Source organism: Streptomyces sp. TOM-9, from assembly GCF_056858595.1.
The window spans coordinates 7,029,056-7,045,338 of the sequence record NZ_JBXEQB010000001.1; the positions used below are offsets into that span (position 1 = coordinate 7,029,056).

Annotated in this window: 12 protein-coding genes; 9 read left to right on the forward strand and 3 right to left on the reverse strand. The window is 71.6% G+C overall.

The window, feature by feature from the left end; all coding sequences use genetic code 11:
- Nucleotides 1-107 precede the first annotated feature (107 nt).
- From AC1VWI_RS32620 to AC1VWI_RS32645, 6 genes are all read left to right on the forward strand, one after another.
- Nucleotides 108-1,211, forward strand: coding sequence for a sugar ABC transporter substrate-binding protein (locus AC1VWI_RS32620; protein WP_499514581.1), 1,104 nt, complete (start codon nt 108-110; stop codon nt 1,209-1,211).
- Nucleotides 1,212-1,398: 187 nt separating this feature from the next.
- Nucleotides 1,399-2,187, forward strand: a complete 789-nt coding sequence (locus AC1VWI_RS32625; protein WP_499514582.1) for an ATP-binding cassette domain-containing protein — start codon at nt 1,399-1,401, stop codon at nt 2,185-2,187.
- Nucleotides 2,184-3,485: a sugar ABC transporter permease gene (locus tag AC1VWI_RS32630; RefSeq protein ID WP_499514583.1), complete on the forward strand. Its 1,302-nt coding sequence runs from the start codon at nt 2,184-2,186 to the stop codon at nt 3,483-3,485. Before AC1VWI_RS32625 ends, AC1VWI_RS32630 begins: the two co-directional genes overlap by 4 nt.
- A gap of 136 nt (nt 3,486-3,621) precedes the next feature.
- Nucleotides 3,622-5,550, forward strand: a complete 1,929-nt coding sequence (gene dxs, locus AC1VWI_RS32635) for a 1-deoxy-D-xylulose-5-phosphate synthase (protein ID WP_499514584.1) — start codon at nt 3,622-3,624, stop codon at nt 5,548-5,550.
- A gap of 147 nt (nt 5,551-5,697) precedes the next feature.
- Nucleotides 5,698-7,209, forward strand: a complete 1,512-nt coding sequence (locus AC1VWI_RS32640; protein ID WP_499514585.1) for an amino acid permease — start codon at nt 5,698-5,700, stop codon at nt 7,207-7,209.
- A gap of 37 nt (nt 7,210-7,246) precedes the next feature.
- Nucleotides 7,247-8,785, forward strand: coding sequence for a glycosyltransferase family 39 protein (locus AC1VWI_RS32645; RefSeq protein ID WP_499514586.1), 1,539 nt, complete (start codon nt 7,247-7,249; stop codon nt 8,783-8,785).
- Here the strand turns inward: AC1VWI_RS32645 and AC1VWI_RS32650 are convergent, their stop codons facing one another.
- Nucleotides 8,786-9,193 (reverse strand): NTP pyrophosphohydrolase, encoded by a 408-nt coding sequence (locus AC1VWI_RS32650; protein WP_499514587.1) that lies wholly within the window; start codon nt 9,191-9,193, stop codon nt 8,786-8,788.
- 129 nt (nt 9,194-9,322) lie between these two features.
- Here AC1VWI_RS32650 and AC1VWI_RS32655 point away from each other — a divergent pair, with 129 nt between their 5' ends.
- From AC1VWI_RS32655 to AC1VWI_RS32665, 3 genes are all read left to right on the forward strand, one after another.
- Complete coding sequence (locus AC1VWI_RS32655) at nt 9,323-10,060, forward strand: DsbA family protein (RefSeq protein ID WP_499514588.1); 738 nt, start codon at nt 9,323-9,325, stop codon at nt 10,058-10,060.
- 89 nt (nt 10,061-10,149) lie between these two features.
- On the forward strand, nt 10,150-11,430 hold the full coding sequence (locus tag AC1VWI_RS32660; RefSeq protein ID WP_499514589.1) for a peptidoglycan-binding protein: 1,281 nt from the start codon (nt 10,150-10,152) through the stop codon (nt 11,428-11,430).
- Complete coding sequence (locus AC1VWI_RS32665) at nt 11,427-12,383, forward strand: SPFH domain-containing protein (RefSeq protein ID WP_499514590.1); 957 nt, start codon at nt 11,427-11,429, stop codon at nt 12,381-12,383. Before AC1VWI_RS32660 ends, AC1VWI_RS32665 begins: the two co-directional genes overlap by 4 nt.
- Nucleotides 12,384-12,447: 64 nt before the next feature.
- Here the strand turns inward: AC1VWI_RS32665 and AC1VWI_RS32670 are convergent, their stop codons facing one another.
- Both AC1VWI_RS32670 and AC1VWI_RS32675 read right to left on the reverse strand, forming a co-directional pair.
- On the reverse strand, nt 12,448-14,586 hold the full coding sequence (locus AC1VWI_RS32670) for a 3-hydroxyacyl-CoA dehydrogenase NAD-binding domain-containing protein (protein ID WP_499514591.1): 2,139 nt from the start codon (nt 14,584-14,586) through the stop codon (nt 12,448-12,450).
- On the reverse strand, nt 14,583-15,803 hold the full coding sequence (locus AC1VWI_RS32675; RefSeq protein WP_499514592.1) for a thiolase family protein: 1,221 nt from the start codon (nt 15,801-15,803) through the stop codon (nt 14,583-14,585). Before AC1VWI_RS32675 ends, AC1VWI_RS32670 begins: the two co-directional genes overlap by 4 nt.
- Nucleotides 15,804-16,283 lie beyond the last annotated feature (480 nt).

The window sequence follows — 16,283 nt, forward strand, 5'->3', positions numbered from 1 at the left end:
TGCCATCTCGTTAAGTATTTACTTCTTGACGTCAAGGCTGTTGCCGAGTTGACTCACGCTCACCTCGGCCGCAGTCTCTTGCGGCCCTGTCAGGGAGGCAACCCCACATGAACGCAATGATGCGTCGCGTCGTGATCGGCACCGCGGCCGTCTCCATGGCCCTTTCCGTTGCTGCGTGCGGCAAGGCCGGTGACGACAAGGCGGACGGCGGCAGCAGCAGCGCCGGCAGCAAGAGCAAGACCATCGGTCTGCTGCTCCCCGACAGCGTCACCGCGCGCTACGACAAGTTCGACAAGCCGCTGTTCGAGGCCAAGGTCAAGGAGCTGTGCGCGGACTGCGACGTTCAGTACGCGAACGCCGCGGGTGACTCCGGCAAGCAGGCCCAGCAGGTCAGCACCATGATCACCAAGGGTGTCAAGGTGATCGTGATCAGCGCCCAGGACGCCGCTGCCATCAAGTCCTCCGTCCAGGCCGCCGTCGACAAGGGCATCAAGGTCATCGCGTACGACCGTCTGGCCCAGGGCCCGGTCTCCGCGTACGTCTCCTTCGACAACGAGAAGGTCGGCGAGCTGCAGGGCCAGGCGCTCCTCGACGCGCTGGGCGACAAGGCGAAGCCCTCGGCGAACGTCGTCATGATCAACGGTGACGACGCCGACCCGAACGCCGCGCTGTTCAAGGCCGGTGCCCACAAGGTCCTCGACGGCAAGGTCAAGATCGCCTACGAGCAGAGCGGTCTGTGGAAGGACACCGTCGCCAACCAGAAGGTGACGGCGGCCATCACCCAGATCGGCGCCAAGAAGATCGCGGGCGTCTACGCCGCGAACGACGGCATGGCCGGCGGTATCGCCACCGCCCTCAAGGGCGCCGGCATCAGCGGCATCCCGCTGACCGGTCAGGACGCCGAACTCGCGGGCATCCAGCGGATCATCGCGGGCAGCCAGTCCAGCACGGTCTACAAGGCGTTCAAGCCCGAGGCCGACGCCGCCGCCCAGCTCGCGGTGAACCTGGTCGAGGGCAAGGCCATCGACTCGCTGGCCACCACCTCGCTGACCAGCGGCTCCGGTGACAAGGTCCCGTCCCAGCTGCTGACCCCGGTCTCGGTCACCAAGGCCAACGTCAAGGACACGGTCGTCGCCGACAAGCTGTGGTCCGTCGAGGAGATCTGCACGGCCGAGTTCGCCGAGGCCTGCAAGGCCGCCGGCCTCCAGTAACACGGCAGGCCCTCCCTCCGGGGGCCGCCACGCGAACCTGTCCGGTGCCCGCCCCGTCCAACAGACCCCGCTGACGGGGCGGGCGCCGGACAGACAGTCCGTTCCAGTTCATGTAAAGCTGTGCAGTTTGCACAAAACTCCGCGCCCCTCCAAGCGCGGCATCCCCGCCGGTCAGGCGGCGAAGGAGATGGTTCACGTGTCCGCTACGCCCGTGCTGGCGTTGCGCGGAGTCTCCAAGCGATTCGGTGCGGTCCAGGCACTCACCGATGTCGACCTGGAGGTTCACGCCGGAGAAGTCGTCGCGCTCGTAGGCGACAACGGCGCAGGGAAGTCGACCCTGGTCAAGACGATCGCCGGTGTGCACCCCATCGATGACGGCGTCATCGAGTGGGAAGGCAAGCCGGTCAACATCAACCGGCCGCACGACGCCCAGGGTTTGGGGGTCGCCACCGTGTACCAGGACCTCGCGCTGTGCGACAACCTCGACGTCGTCGCCAACCTCTACCTCGGCAGCGAGATCAAGCGCGCCGGTGTGATCGACGAGGTCATGATGGAGAAGCGGTCCCGGGAGCTGCTCAGCACGCTGTCGATCCGCATCCCCAGCGTCCGCATCCCGATCGCCAGCCTCTCGGGTGGACAGCGACAGGTCGTCGCCATCGCCCGTGCGCTGATCGGGGACCCCAAGCTGGTGATCCTCGACGAGCCCACCGCGGCCCTCGGCGTGGAGCAGACCGCCCAGGTGCTCGACCTGGTCGAGCGGCTGCGTGAGCGCGGCCTCGCCGTCATCCTCATCAGCCACAACATGGTCGACGTCAAGGCCGTCGCCGACAAGGTGGCGGTACTGCGGCTCGGCCGCAACAACGGCGTCTTCGACGTCAAGAGCACGTCCCAGGAAGACATCATCTCCGCCATCACCGGTGCCACGGACAATGCCGTGACCCGCCGTCAGGGGCGGCGCACGGAGGCTGCAAAGTGAGCGACACGTCGAAGACCGTAAAGCAGGAAGTGGTGGCAGCGGCGGTCGAGGACGCGTCCTCGGCGGCGGTGCCCGTGGTCGACCCGCGCCTGCTCGTCCGTGAAGAGGGCCTCAAGGGCTACCTCACCGAGTTCAAGCGCAAGGTGCGCGGCGGTGAGCTCGGCTCGCTGCCGGTCATCGTCGGCCTGATCATCATCTGGACCATCTTCCAGACCCAGTCGAGCAACTTCCTGAGCGCCGGCAACCTGGCCAACATCGGCTTCTTCCTGGCCGCCACGGGCATGCTCGCCATCGGTCTGGTCTTCGTACTGCTGCTCGGTGAGATCGACCTGTCGGTCGGCTCGGTCAGCGGTCTGGCCTCGGCCGTCTTCGCCATCTTCGTCACGAACCACGGGATGAACCCGTGGCTGGCCATGATCCTGGCCATCGTCACCGGCATCCTCATCGGTGCCCTGCACGGCTGGTTCTTCGCGAAGATCGGCGTCCCCGCGTTCGTCGTCACCCTGGCCGGCTTCCTCGGCTGGAACGGCCTGATGCTGCAGCTGCTCGGCGACAGCGGAAGCCTCTCGATCCCGGACGACGGCCCGCTGCACATCCTGGGCCAGCGTTCCTTCTTCATGGACCAGGACATCTCCGGCGCCTACCTGCTGGCCGGCCTCGGCACCGTGGCCATGCTGGCGGGCTCGCTGATCGAGCAGCGGCGGCGTCGCGCGGCCGGCGTCCCGTTCCGGCCCACCGGCGAGATCGCGTTCCGCGTGGGCGCCCTGGCGGTCGTCTCCTTCGTCGCCGCGTACGTCCTGAACCAGGCGAGCGGCGTGCCCAACGCGCTGGTCGTCTTCCTGGCGGCCCTGGTCATCACGGACTTCGTGCTGCGGCGTACCTCGTACGGCCGCAAGGTGTTCGCGGTCGGCGGTGGCATCGAGGCCGCCCGTCGCGCCGGCATCAACGTCGCCCTGGTGCGGATCTCCGTGTTCGCCATCTCCGGCGGCTTCGCGGCGCTCGGCGGTCTGTTCTTCGCCGCGCAGACCTTCACGGCGACCCTGGGCGCCGGCGGCGGCAACACCCTGATGCTGGCCATCGCGGCCGCGGTCATCGGTGGCACCAGCCTCTTCGGCGGCCGCGGAAACGTTTGGTCCGCGCTGCTCGGCATGCTGGTCATCCAGTCCATCCAGACCGGCCTGGACCTGCTCAACATGAACACCGCGCTCCAGTACATGATCACCGCCGCGGTGCTGCTCGCCGCCGTGGTCATCGACTCGGTGTCCCGCAAGAGCCAGAAGGCCGCGGGTCGCGGCTGAGGTTCCGCACCGCACCAGTGGCGTGACGTGCCCGGCGCAGGGAAGATCATCCCAGCGCCGGGCACGGGTGTGTGCGGAGCTGAAAACGCGAACACATACACTCGGGAAACCGGAAAGCGACAACAAGGAGGCACGGGTGGCTCTGCTGACCCGTATCAAGGGACCGCGCGACCTCGACCGGCTCAGCCCGGAGCAGCTGGTCGAGCTGGCAGGCGAGATCCGTACCTTCCTGGTCGACGAGGTCTCCAAGACGGGCGGGCACCTGGGGCCGAACCTGGGTGTCGTCGAACTGACCATCGCGCTCCACCGTGTCTTCGACTCGCCGCAGGACAAGGTGCTGTGGGACACCGGGCACCAGTCCTACGTCCACAAGCTGCTCACCGGCCGTCAGGACTTCTCCAAGCTCAAGAGCAAGGGGGGCCTGTCCGGCTACCCCTCGCGTGCCGAGTCCGAGCACGACGTCATCGAGAACAGCCACGCCTCCACGGTGCTCGGCTGGGCCGACGGCCTGGCCAAGGCCAACGAGCAGCTGGGCAAGCGCGACCACACCGTCGCCGTCATCGGTGACGGCGCGCTGACCGGCGGCATGGCCTGGGAGGCGCTGAACAACATCGCCGCCGCCAAGGACCGCCCGCTGGTCATCGTCGTCAACGACAACGAGCGCTCCTACGCGCCGACCATCGGCGGCCTCGCCAACCACCTGGCCACGCTGCGCACCACCGACGGCTACGAGCGCTTCCTCACCCGCACCAAGGAACTGCTGGAGCGCACCCCGGTCATCGGCCAGCCGCTGTACGAGACCCTGCACGGCGCCAAGAAGGGCTTCAAGGACTTCATCGCCCCGCAGGGCATGTTCGAGGACCTGGGCCTGAAGTACGTCGGCCCGATCGACGGCCACGACGTCGCCGCCCTGGAGTCCGCGCTGCAGCGCGCCAAGCGCTTCGGCGGCCCGGTCATCGTCCACTGCCTGACGGAGAAGGGCCGCGGCTACACCCCCGCCCTGCAGGACGAGGCCGACCGCTTCCACGCCGTCGGCAAGATCCACCCCGACACCGGCCTGCCGATCGCGGCCTCCGGCGCCGACTGGACCTCGGTCTTCGGCGAGGAGATGGTCAAGCTCGGCAGGGAGCGCAAGGACATCGTGGCCATCACCGCCGCGATGCTCCAGCCCGTGGGCCTGGACAAGTTCGCCAAGGCGTTCCCCGACCGCGTCTACGACGTCGGCATCGCCGAGCAGCACGCGGTGGTGTCCGCGGCGGGCCTGGCGACCGGCGGGCTGCACCCGGTGGTCGCCGTCTACGCGACCTTCCTCAACCGCGCCTTCGACCAGGTCCTGATGGACGTCGCGCTGCACAACTGCGGCGTCACCTTCGTGCTGGACCGCGCCGGCATCACCGGCACCGACGGCGCCTCGCACAACGGCATGTGGGACATGTCGATCCTGCAGGTCGTCCCGGGCGTGCGGATCGCCGCCCCGCGCGACGCCGACCAGGTGCGCGCCCAGCTCCGCGAGGCCGTCGAGGTACCGGACGCCCCGACCGTGGTCCGCTACTCCAAGGGCGCGGTCGGCCCGGCGGTCAAGGCCGTCGGCAAGGTCGGCGGCATGGACGTGCTGCGTCAGGCCGAGCCCCAGGGCGACGACGCCAAGCCGGACGTGCTGCTGGTCTCGGTCGGCGCGCTCGCCCCGATGTGCCTGGAGATCGCCGACCTGCTCGACGCCCAGGGCATCACCACCACCGTCGTCGACCCCCGCTGGGTCGTGCCCGTCGACGCGGCCCTGCCCGGTCTCGCGGCCGGCCACCGGGTCGTCGTCACCGTCGAGGACAACGGTCGCGTCGGCGGTGTCGGCTCCGCCGTCGCCCAGGCGCTGCGCGACGCCGGCGTGGACGTGCCGCTGCGTGACTTCGGCATCCCGCAGGAGTTCCTGGACCACGCCAGCCGCAAGGAGGTCATGGCCGAGATCGGTCTGACCGCCCCGGACGTCGCGCGCCAGGTGACCGGACTGGTCAGCCGGCTCGGGGACCGCTACGCCGACGAGCCCGCGACCCAGGTCGCGGGCGACTGACGGCCGCTCCCCGTCCTTCGCACCACCGGGCCGGGCGACACCCCAATGGGTGATCGCCCGGCCCTTGTGCTGATGTGTAGGCGCGCCAGATCCGGTCACAAGCATCTGCGGGTGCTGTGATGCAGGAACAACTGTGGAGGTGCGCCGGTGGACGTGGGCGGTAAGGCTGCGAAGGGTCGGAGCGGTTTCTTCCGTACCAAATCGGTCGAGGACTCCCTGCGGGACACCCAGGAGCCCGAGCACGCGCTCAAGAAGTCGCTGTCCGCCCTCGACCTCACGGTCTTCGGTGTCGGCGTCGTCATCGGCACCGGCATCTTCGTCCTGACGGGCAAGGTGGCGAAGGAGAACGCGGGCCCGGCCGTCGCGCTGTCCTTCGTCGCCGCGGGCGTCGTGTGCGCGCTCGCCGCCCTGTGCTACGCGGAGTTCGCCTCCACCGTGCCGGTGGCCGGATCCGCGTACACCTTCTCCTTCGCCACCCTCGGCGAACTGCCCGCCTGGATCATCGGCTGGGACCTCGTGCTGGAACTGGCGCTGGGCTGCGCCGTGGTCGCCGTCGGATGGTCCGGTTACCTGCGCTCGATCATGGACAACTGGGGCTGGCACCTGCCGTCCGTGCTGTCCGGCGGCGAACAGAGCGGCTTCCACTTCGACCTGCTGGCCTTCCTGCTGGTGGCCGTGCTCACCGCCGTCCTGGTCGCCGGGATGAAGCTGTCGGCCCGGGTCACCTCCGTGGTGGTCGCCATCAAGGTCACCGTGGTGCTGATCGTCATCATCGTGGGCGCGTTCTTCATCAAGGCCCACAACTACACCCCGTTCGTCCCGCCCGCCGTGCCGTCCGAGGGGGCGGAGGCCGGCATCAAGGCCCCGCTCATCCAGCTGATCTCGGGCTTCACGCCGTCCCAGTTCGGCGTCATGGGCATCTTCACCGCGGCGGCCGTGGTCTTCTTCGCGTACATCGGCTTCGACATCGTCGCCACCGCCGCCGAGGAGACCAGGAACCCGCAGCGGGACGTGCCGCGCGGCATCCTCGGCTCGCTGATCATCTGCACCGTGCTCTACGTCGCCGTCTCCATCGTCGTCACCGGCATGCAGCACTACACCCGGCTGACGGTGGACGCGCCGCTGGCCGACGCCTTCAAGGCGGTGGGCCACCCCTTCTGGGCCGGGCTGATCGCCTTCGGCGCGGTGGTGGGCCTGACGACGGTCTGCATGATCCTGCTGCTCGGGCAGAGCCGGGTCTTCTTCGCGATGAGCCGCGACGGGCTGCTGCCGCGCTTCTTCTCCCGGGTGCACCCCACCCGGGGCACGCCCTACCGCTCGACGATCCTGCTCGGCGGCATCGTGGCGATCGTCGCCGGCTTCACGACCATCGAGGAACTGGCCGAGCTGGTGAACATCGGCACCCTCTTCGCGTTCATCGTCGTCGCCGTCGGCGTCGTCGTGCTGCGCCGTACCCGCCCCGACCTGCCGCGTGCCTTCCGCACCCCGCTCGTGCCGTGGCTGCCCGCGGTGTCGGTGCTCGCCACGCTGTGGCTGATGCTCAACCTCCCCGCCGAGACCTGGCTGCGGTTCGCCATCTGGATGGCCCTCGGCTTCCTCGTCTACTTCCTCTACGGCTACCGGCACAGCCGGGTCCGCACACCGGCCCGGCCGAGGTGAGCTGACGCACCCGGAGGGCGCCCGGTACGTTGGGCGCGTGCCGACCCGCCCCGAGACCGCCCGCTCCGCCGCGCCCGCGCTCCCGGACCGGCGGGCGGACGGTGCCCCGTCCCGGGCGCCCTCGCCGTTCACCCGGTTCTCGTGGCCCGTGCTGCTCCCGCTGCTGACGCTGGTGGCGGCGCTGGTCCACCTGCCCTCCTTCGTACGTCCCGTCTGGAACCCCGACGAGGGGTTCCTCGCGACCCAGGCGCGCGTGCTCGCCTCCGGAGGCGTCCTCTACGACACCGTCGTGGACCGCAAGCCCCCGCTGCTGCCGTGGCTCTACGAGGGGGCGTTCGCGCTCTTCGGCGACGGCTCCCTCCGGCCCGTGCGGGCGGCGGCCGTCGTCGCGCACGTGGTGACCGCGGCGCTGCTCGTCGCCCTCGCCCGGCGCCGCTGGGGCGACCGGTGGGGCGCGGCCGCCGGGTTCGGCTACCTGCTGCTGTCGGTGGGGCTGGCGCCCGAGGACACGCAGGCGGCGTCCTTCGAGGTCTTCGCCCTGCCGTGGACGGTGGCCGCCGTGCTGTCGGCCGACCGCGGGCGCTGGGGCGCGGCCGGGGTGGCGGTGGCCGGGGCGGCGCTGACCAAGCAGACCGGCGCGGTGGTGCTGCTCCCGGTGGTCTGGATGCTGTGGCGGGCCCGGCGGGGGAGTGCGGCCGGGTCCGTCCCCGTGTCCGCCGGAGCGTGGGCCCGGCTGACGGCGGGGTGGGCGCTGCCCGTCGTGGCCGTGGCCCTGGCGACCGGTGCGGGGCGCTTCGTCTTCTGGACGGTCACCGGCTCCGGGGCCTACATCTCGCCCGAGGGAGCCTGGCTGCTCGCGGCCGGGCGGGGGCTCGGCAACGCCGCGATCCTCACGGCGGCCGGGGCGGGACTGGTGCTGCCGGCCGTCTGGCTCGCCGTGCGCCGAAGGGCCGGTTCGGGGGCCGAACTGTGGATCTGGCTCGGCGCGGCCGCCGTCGCCGTCGTGGCGGGCTTCCAGTTCTACGGTCACTACTACCTGCAACTGCTGCCCCCGCTCACGCTCGTCGGGGTGGCCGCGCTGCGCCGGCTGCCCGCGCGCGGTCCGGCCCGAAGGGCCGCCGCGGTCTGGACGGTGCTGGCGGCGGCCGTGTTCACCGGCTGGGGCTTCGCGGCGCCGCGCGCCGAACTCGACCACGCCCAGGCCGTCGCCGCCGCGATCCGCGCCCACACCGACGCGGACGGGACCGTCCTGGTGTGGGGCATGCACCCGGAGCAGTACTGGCTCTCCGGGCGCGCCCCGGCGGGCCGGTTCCTCACCGCGGGATTCCTCACCAACTTCAGCGGTGGCCGCGGCGGGGCCCGGGTCGGCGAGGAGTACGCCGTACCGGGCGCCTGGGCGGCCTTCCGCCGGGAGTTCTCCGCCGCGCCCCCGGCCGTCGTGGTCGACGACTCGCGGGGCGCCCCCTACGGCGCGGCGCACGTGCCCGGTCTGCGCCGCCTGCTCGACCGGGGCGGCTACGAGCGCGTCGCCACCGCCGACGGCGCGGTGCTGTACGCCCGGCCGCCCGGCCGGTAGTCAGGCACGCACCGACCGCGGCCCCGCGACGGCCGCGCCGTGGGCGGTCACCCGGCGCCGCAGCTCGCGGTCGGCCGTCACGACCAGGCACGGCAGTTCCGGCGGGCGGGCGGCGACGAGTTCGGCGATGAGGTCGTCACCGCTGCCGGGCGCCGCCTCGACCCGTACCCCCGGCACGGGTGCCACCCCCCGGGCCGCGCCCTCCACGACGAGCACGACGTCGAGCGGTGCCCGCCGGGCCCATTCCGGCACGTCCGCCCGCTCCGGGAGCCCGGTACCCGCCAGCCCGGCGAGGGCGTCGCGCAGGCGCTCCGTCGCCCCGTGCCGGTCCCGCCACCACCCGTCGGGGACGGACCCCACGGTGTTGGCGGCGTCGACCACGACCAGGGGCGCTGTCCCACCGTTCACCGGCCCACCCTGTCACAACCGGCCCCGGGCCGGGTGTCCTGCCCGGTGACCGGCCGACAGGGCAGGTGCATCGGGCGGAGGCTGTACCCGCCCACGGGGCGTGTTGGTACGCGGTGGTAGAAAGTCCCGGTGAAGCAGACGAAGTCCAAGCGCTGGCGGTCCTACGCCGGGACGGTGATCGTCCTGGGCGTGGTGTTCGGGGGTTCGGCCGTCCTCGGGGCGCATGTGCGCAGTGAGAAGCAGCACGAGGTCAAGGCACCGGCCGGTGCCTCGGGCGAGGAACAGCTGGCGGTGCCGGTCAAGCCGACGAAGCTGCCGGTGACGCTGACCGTGTACGAGGACCTGCGCAGCCCGGAGTCGAAGGCCTTCGCCGCCGAGTACGGGGACACCCTCGCGAAGCTGGTCGCCACCGGCCAGGTGGAGATCGACTACCGCCTGGTGACGCCGACCGACACCGCGGACGGTGGCACCGGCTCCCTGGCCGCCGCCAACGCGGCCGCGTGCGCCCAGGACGTGGGCCGGTTCCAGGAGTTCGTCGCGCAGGTGTGGGACGCCCAGCCCGCCGACGCCTCGGACGACCCGTTCACCAGTGACACCTTCCTGAAGGGCCTGGCCAAGAAGGCCGGGGACGTGGACGAGACGCACTTCGTCCCGTGCGTCCAGGGCGGGGACCACGACGGGTGGGTGCGGCGCTCCCAGGAGGAGTTCGCCGCGGCCGGGTTCACCTCCGCGCCGGTCGTGCAGGTGAACGGCGAGACCGTCACCGATCCTTCGGGCGGCGCGTCCGGGCTCACCCCCGAGGGGCTGACGCAGCTGGTCGACAAGGCCGTTGCCGAGGTCGTGAACAGCACCACCGCGACAGGCTGACCACACCGCCCGCTGTCATTACATCAGATTTATGTGGAAATCGGGTAATAAGGGCATGTGGCACTCGATCGCGAGGAGTGGTGGTGCGCATGTCCACACCGGTGTTCGACGAGGTCGGGCCGCAGCCGGGCTGCGTCTGTGAGGACTGCGCCCGGCGGCGGCTGATCCGGGCGGCGACCCGCGCCACGCCCCCGTGCGCGCCACCGGCCGCCGCTCCCGCCGCGCTGGTCCTCCTGGCCACGGCCGGCGCGGCCGTCATGGCGCCCGCCGCCGTGGCGGCCCCCGCGGAGGATGCCGGCCAGGCCGCTTCCACGGGCCTGACCGAACAGGCGCAGCCCGACCGGATCGGCGCCGTGGCCCCGCTCCGGCTGACCCGCGACCAGATCCTGGAGCGGGCCCAGCGCTGGATCGACGCCCGGGTCCCGTACGACATGCGCCGCCGCTGGCGGGACGGCTACCGGCAGGACTGCTCCGGATTCGTCTCCATGGCCTGGGGCCTGGGCAGCAGCCAATGGACCGGCACGCTGCCGCGCTTCGCGGAACGGATCGGCCGCGGTGATCTCGAACCCGGCGACATCCTGCTCTTCCACAACCCCCGCGACCCCGTCGACGGCTCCCACGTCACGATCTTCGGCGGCTGGGCGAACGCCGCGCACAACCGCTACGTGGCCTACGAGGAGACCCGGCCGCGCGCCCGGGTGCGCACGACCCCGTACGCCTACTGGGACCATTCCAAGCGCTACGTCCCCTACCGCTACAAGTACCTGAGCGACGGGGGCTACGACGACTTCTACGACGACCTGTACGGCGACCTCGACCTCGGCGACCTGGCCTCCGGCTACCCGGGGAGCGTGTCCTTCGGCCCCGGCGCCTCCAACGGCTACGTCACCCGGCTCGGCCGGATGCTGCGGCAGCGGGGCGCGGGCGCGTACTACCACGACGGTCCGGGACCCCGCTGGAGCGACGCCGACCGCGAGGCCACCCGCGCCTTCCAGCGCGCCCAGGGCTGGAAGGGCGACCAGGCCGACGGCTTCCCCGGCCCCCTGACGTGGCGTTACCTGACCGAGGGCGCCGGGGCCGACATCGGCGGCCGCCCGACGGCGCCCCCCGCCCGAACGGCCCACCTGGCCCAGCCGGCCTACCCGGGCATCGGGGGCTTCCGGCCCGGCCAGTCGGGCCCGCACGTGCTCGCGCTGGGACGGCGGCTGGCCGCCAAGGGCTTCGGCCGGTTCTACGCGAAGGGGCCCGGCCCCCGCTGGGGCGAGGCCGACCGGCGCGCGGTGGAGGCCTTCCAGCGGTCCCAGGGCTGGTCCGGAAACCAGGCCGACGGCTATCCCGGCCCCGAGACATGGAGGCGGCTCTTCTCATGACGATCACCCCCCAGGGGAGCCCCGCCGGGTTCCCCGTGCCCGCTCAGTCCCCCACCAAGGGCGCGGTTCCCGGCCCGCCCGCCGTGACACCGCTGTCGGACATCACCGAACGCCCGGGACGCTGCCTGCCCGGCGGCGTCGCCGTGCTCACCATCCTGGCGGCGGCCTGCGGGACGGCCGCGCTCCTGCTGGGCCCCGCCGGGACGTCCCCCGCCGTCCGCGGCGGCGCCGTGGCCGTCCTCGCCGCGGTGACCGCCCTGACCGCGCTCGGCCTCGTCAGGGGCCGCCCCGGCTCCGTCTGGCTGCTCACCCGGCACGGCGCCTACCGCGGCACCGTCCGCCGCACCGGGCTGCTGTGGATCAGCCCGCTGCTCGTCCGCCGCCGCGTCGACACCAGCCTGCACCACTGGCGCAGCAGCCCGATCGAGGCCACCGACGCCGAGGGAACCCCGCTGCTGGTCACGGTCCTGATGGTGTGGCGGGTCCGCGACACCGCGCGGGCCGCCTTCACCGTCCACGATCACGTCCGCTACCTGCGCGCACTGGTGGAGGCCGCGGTCGCCCGCGGTGTGTCCCGGCTGCCCGCCGACGACTTCCGCGGCCCCGGCCCCACGCTCCGCGACACCGACCGCCTCACGGACGACCTCACCCGGATGCTCGTCCAGGACCTGAAGCCCGTCGGCATCGAGGTGTTCTCCGCTCAGCCCGTCCGCATCGAGTACGCCCCCGCCGTGGCCACCGCGCTGCGCCGCGCCCAACTGGCCGCCCTGGACGACCGGCACCGCCGCGCCGCCCTCGACGCCGCGCTGACGGCCGTCGGCGAGACGGTACGGGGCCTGACCGAGCGCGGCCTGGTCGACCTCGACGACTACGAACGCAAGGCCCTCGTAAGGGACCTGACGGTCGCCTACTGCACGGCCCATGTCCCCGAAGCCGCGGCGCAGACCGCCTGAGGCACACCGACGCGAAGGGGCCCCCGCCGTCCGGCGGGGGCCCCTTCCGCGTACGCAGCCGGCGTTACGCCGGGACGGAGGCCACACCCGGGGCCAGGAACGGCTTGCCGTTCACCCGCTCCGAGACGCCCTCACGGTCCAGGTACGGCGTGATGCCGCCCAGGTGGAAGGGCCAGCCGGCACCGGTGATCAGGCACAGGTCGACGTCCTGCGCCTCGGCGACGACGCCCTCCTCCAGCATGATCCCGATCTCCTGCGCGACGGCGTCCAGGACGCGGGCGCGCACCTGCTCCTGCGTCAGGACGCTGTCGCCCTGCACCAGGAGCGCGGCGACCTCGGGGTCCAGCTCCGGCTTGAAGCCGTTCTCCGCGGAGTAGACGTAGAAGCCGCGCTTGCCCGCCTTGACGACGGCCGCGAGGTTCGGGGAGACCGTGAAGCGGTCGGGGAAGGCGCGGTTGAGCGTCTCGGAGACGTGCAGACCGATCGCCGGGCCGACCAGCTCCAGCAGCACCAGCGGGGACATCGGCAGGCCGAGCGGCTCGATGGCCTTCTCCGCCGTCTCCACCGGGGTGCCCTCGTCGATGACGTTCTGGATCTCGCCCATGAAGCGGGTGAGGATGCGGTTGACGACGAACGCCGGGGCGTCCTTGGTCAGCACCGCGGTCTTCTTCAGCTTCTTCGCCACGGCGAACGCGGTGGCCAGCGACGCGTCGTCGGTCTGCTCGCCGCGCACGATCTCCAGCAGCGGCAGCACCGCGACCGGGTTGAAGAAGTGGAAGCCGACGACCCGCTCGGGGTGCTTCAGCTTCGAGGCCATCTCGGAGACCGAGAGGGAGGAGGTGTTTGTGGCCAGGATCGTCCCCGGCTTCACCACCGCCTCGACCTCGGCGAACACCTGCTGCTTGACGCCGATCTCCTCGAAGACCGCCTCGATGACGAAGTCCGCGTCGCCGAAGGCGGCGGCCTTGTCGAGGGAGCCGGACACCAGGCCCTTGAGGCGGTTCGCCTTGTCCTGGTTGACCCGGCCCTTGAGCAGCAGCTTGTCGATCTCGCCGTGGACGTAGCCGACGCCCTTGTCCACGCGCTCCTGGTCGATGTCGGTGAGGACCACCGGCACCTCCAGGCGGCGCGCGAAGAGCAGCGCCAGCTGCGAGGCCATCAGACCGGCGCCGACGACGCCCACCTTGGTGACCGGGCGGGCCAGGTTCTTGTCGGGGGCACCGGCCGGGCGCTTGCCGCGCTTCTGCACCAGGTTGAAGGCGTAGATGCCGGAGCGCAGCTCGCCGCCCATGATGAGGTCCGCGAGGGCCTCGTCCTCGGCGTCGAAACCGGCGGACAGGTCACCGTCCTTGGCGGCGGCGATGATGTCCAGCGCGCGGTACGCGGCCGGGGCGGCGCCGTGCACCTTGGAGTCGGCGAAGGCGCGGCCCTTGGCGACGGCCTCGTCCCACGCCGCGCCGCGGTCCACCTCGGGGCGGACGATCTGGATCTCGCCCTTGAGGACGGCGGCCGTCCAGGACAGCGACTGCTCCAGGAAGTCCGCGCCGTCGAACAGCGCGTCGGCGATGCCCAGGTCGTAGACCTGACCGCCCTTCAGCTGCTTGTTCTGGTTGAGCGAGTTCTCGATGATGACGCTCACCGCGCGCTCGGCGCCGATGAGGTTCGGCAGCAGCGCGCAGCCGCCCCAGCCCGGGACCAGGCCCAGGAAGACCTCGGGGAGGGAGAACGCCGGGATGGCCGAGGAGACGGTGCGGTAGCCGCAGTGCAGGCCGACCTCGACGCCGCCGCCCATGGCCGCGCCGTTGTAGTACGCGAAGGTCGGGACCGCGAGGGACTGCAGACGGCGGAAGACGTCGTGGCCGCCCTTGCCGATCGCCAGCGCGTCCTCACGCCGCTTCAGCAGCTCGACGCCCTTGAGGTCGGCGCCGACCGCGAAGATGAACGGCTTGCCGGTGATGCCCACACCGACGATCCCGCCGTCCGCGGCCTCCTTCTCGACCTGGTCGAGGGCGGCGCTCAGGTTCGCCAGCGACTGCGGTCCGAAGGTGGTCGGCTTGGTGTGGTCCAGGCCGTTGTCCAGGGTGATGAGCGCGAAACGCCCGGCGCCCTGGGGGAGGTCGAGGTGGCGCACCTGCGCCTGCGTCACGACCTCGTCCGGGAACAGCTCGGCCGCTCCCTTGAGGAGCTCGGCGGTGGTGGTCACTTGCTGCCTCCGTCGAAGTGCGGGTTCTCCCAGATCACGGTGCCGCCCATGCCGAAGCCGACGCACATGGTGGTCAGGCCGTAGCGGACGTGCGGCTGCTCCTCGAACTGGCGGGCCAGCTGCGTCATCAGACGGACGCCGGAGGAAGCGAGCGGGTGGCCGAACGCGATGGCGCCGCCGTACTGGTTGACGCGTGCGTCGTCGTCGGCGATGCCGTAGTGGTCGAGGAACGACAGCACCTGCACGGCGAACGCCTCGTTGACCTCGAACAGGCCGATGTCGGAGATCGAAAGGCCCGCCTTGGCGAGTGCCTTCTCCGTCGCCGGGACCGGGCCGATGCCCATCACCTCGGGCTCGACGCCCACGAAGGCGTAGGAGACCAGACGCATCTTCACCGGGAGCTGCAGCTCCCGGGCGACGTCCTCGGCGGCGATCAGGGAGGCGGTGGCACCGTCGTTCAGACCCGCCGAGTTGCCCGCCGTCACGTTGCCGTGGGCGCGGAACGGGGTCTTCAGGCCCGCCAGGTTCTCCAGCGTGGTACCCGGGCGCATCGGCTCGTCCGTCGTCGCCAGGCCCCAGCCGGTCTCGCCGCCCTCGGGGGAGGTGCGGCGCACCGAGATCGGCACCAGGTCCTGCTGGATCTTGCCGTTCGCGTACGCCTTCGCCGCCTTCTCCTGGCTGCGCACCGCGTACTCGTCGGCGCGCTGCCTGGTCAGGTGCGGGAAGCGGTCGTGCAGGTTCTCCGCCGTCATGCCCATGAACAGGGCGGAGTCGTCGACCAGCTTCTCCGACACGAAGCGCGGGTTGGGGTCCACGCCCTCGCCCATCGGGTGCCGGCCCATGTGCTCCACGCCGCCCGCGACCGCCACGTCGTACGCCCCGAAGGCGACGCCGCCGGCGACGCTGGTGACCGCGGTCATCGCGCCCGCGCACATGCGGTCGATGGAGAACCCGGGCACCGACTTGGGCAGCCCCGCCAGGATCGCGGCCGTACGGCCCAGGGTCAGGCCCTGGTCGCCGATCTGGGTGGTCGCGGCGATGGCGACCTCGTCGATGAGCTCCGGGGAGAGCGCGGGGTTGCGCCGCAGCAGCTCCCTGATGGACTTGATGACCAGGTCGTCGGCACGGGTCTCGTGGTAGATGCCCTTCGGGCCCGCCTTGCCGAACGGGGTGCGGACGCCGTCGACGAAGACGACGTCCCTAGCGGTACGAGGCACGTTGGCTCTCCTCAAGATGCGGGTTCGCTTGCCGCGGGCAGAAGACGGCGGCTCCGCCGTACATGCTACTCGTGGGTAACCGATGTGCACAGTGCGGGTGTGCGGGGTCACACGTTCGGTCTCCCCCCGGGGTTCCCGCGCGCGGGTGCGTCGTGGTTGCGGTTGGGTTTCTCCCCCACCCGCCCTCCCGATTGCCCGGCGCGGTCAGTTCGGGCCCGCGCTGTGTACGTGTGGGGTCGGGGCCGCGCCGGCGCACGTCCTCAACGCTCGCGGTTTACCCCGACATCATCCGGCGCCGGGTTCGCCGCTCGTCTCCCCCAGCCTTCGGCCGGGGGGACCCCCATGGGCGCACCCCGCCACACCCCCTCCGGTGTGTTGGGGCGACTGACGGCCGGTGGGGGTCAGAAAGGCACCTGCGGCACCCCCGGACCGCCTTCTGAACCCCACCGGCCGTCAGTCGCGGCACCGGCGGAGGGGGCG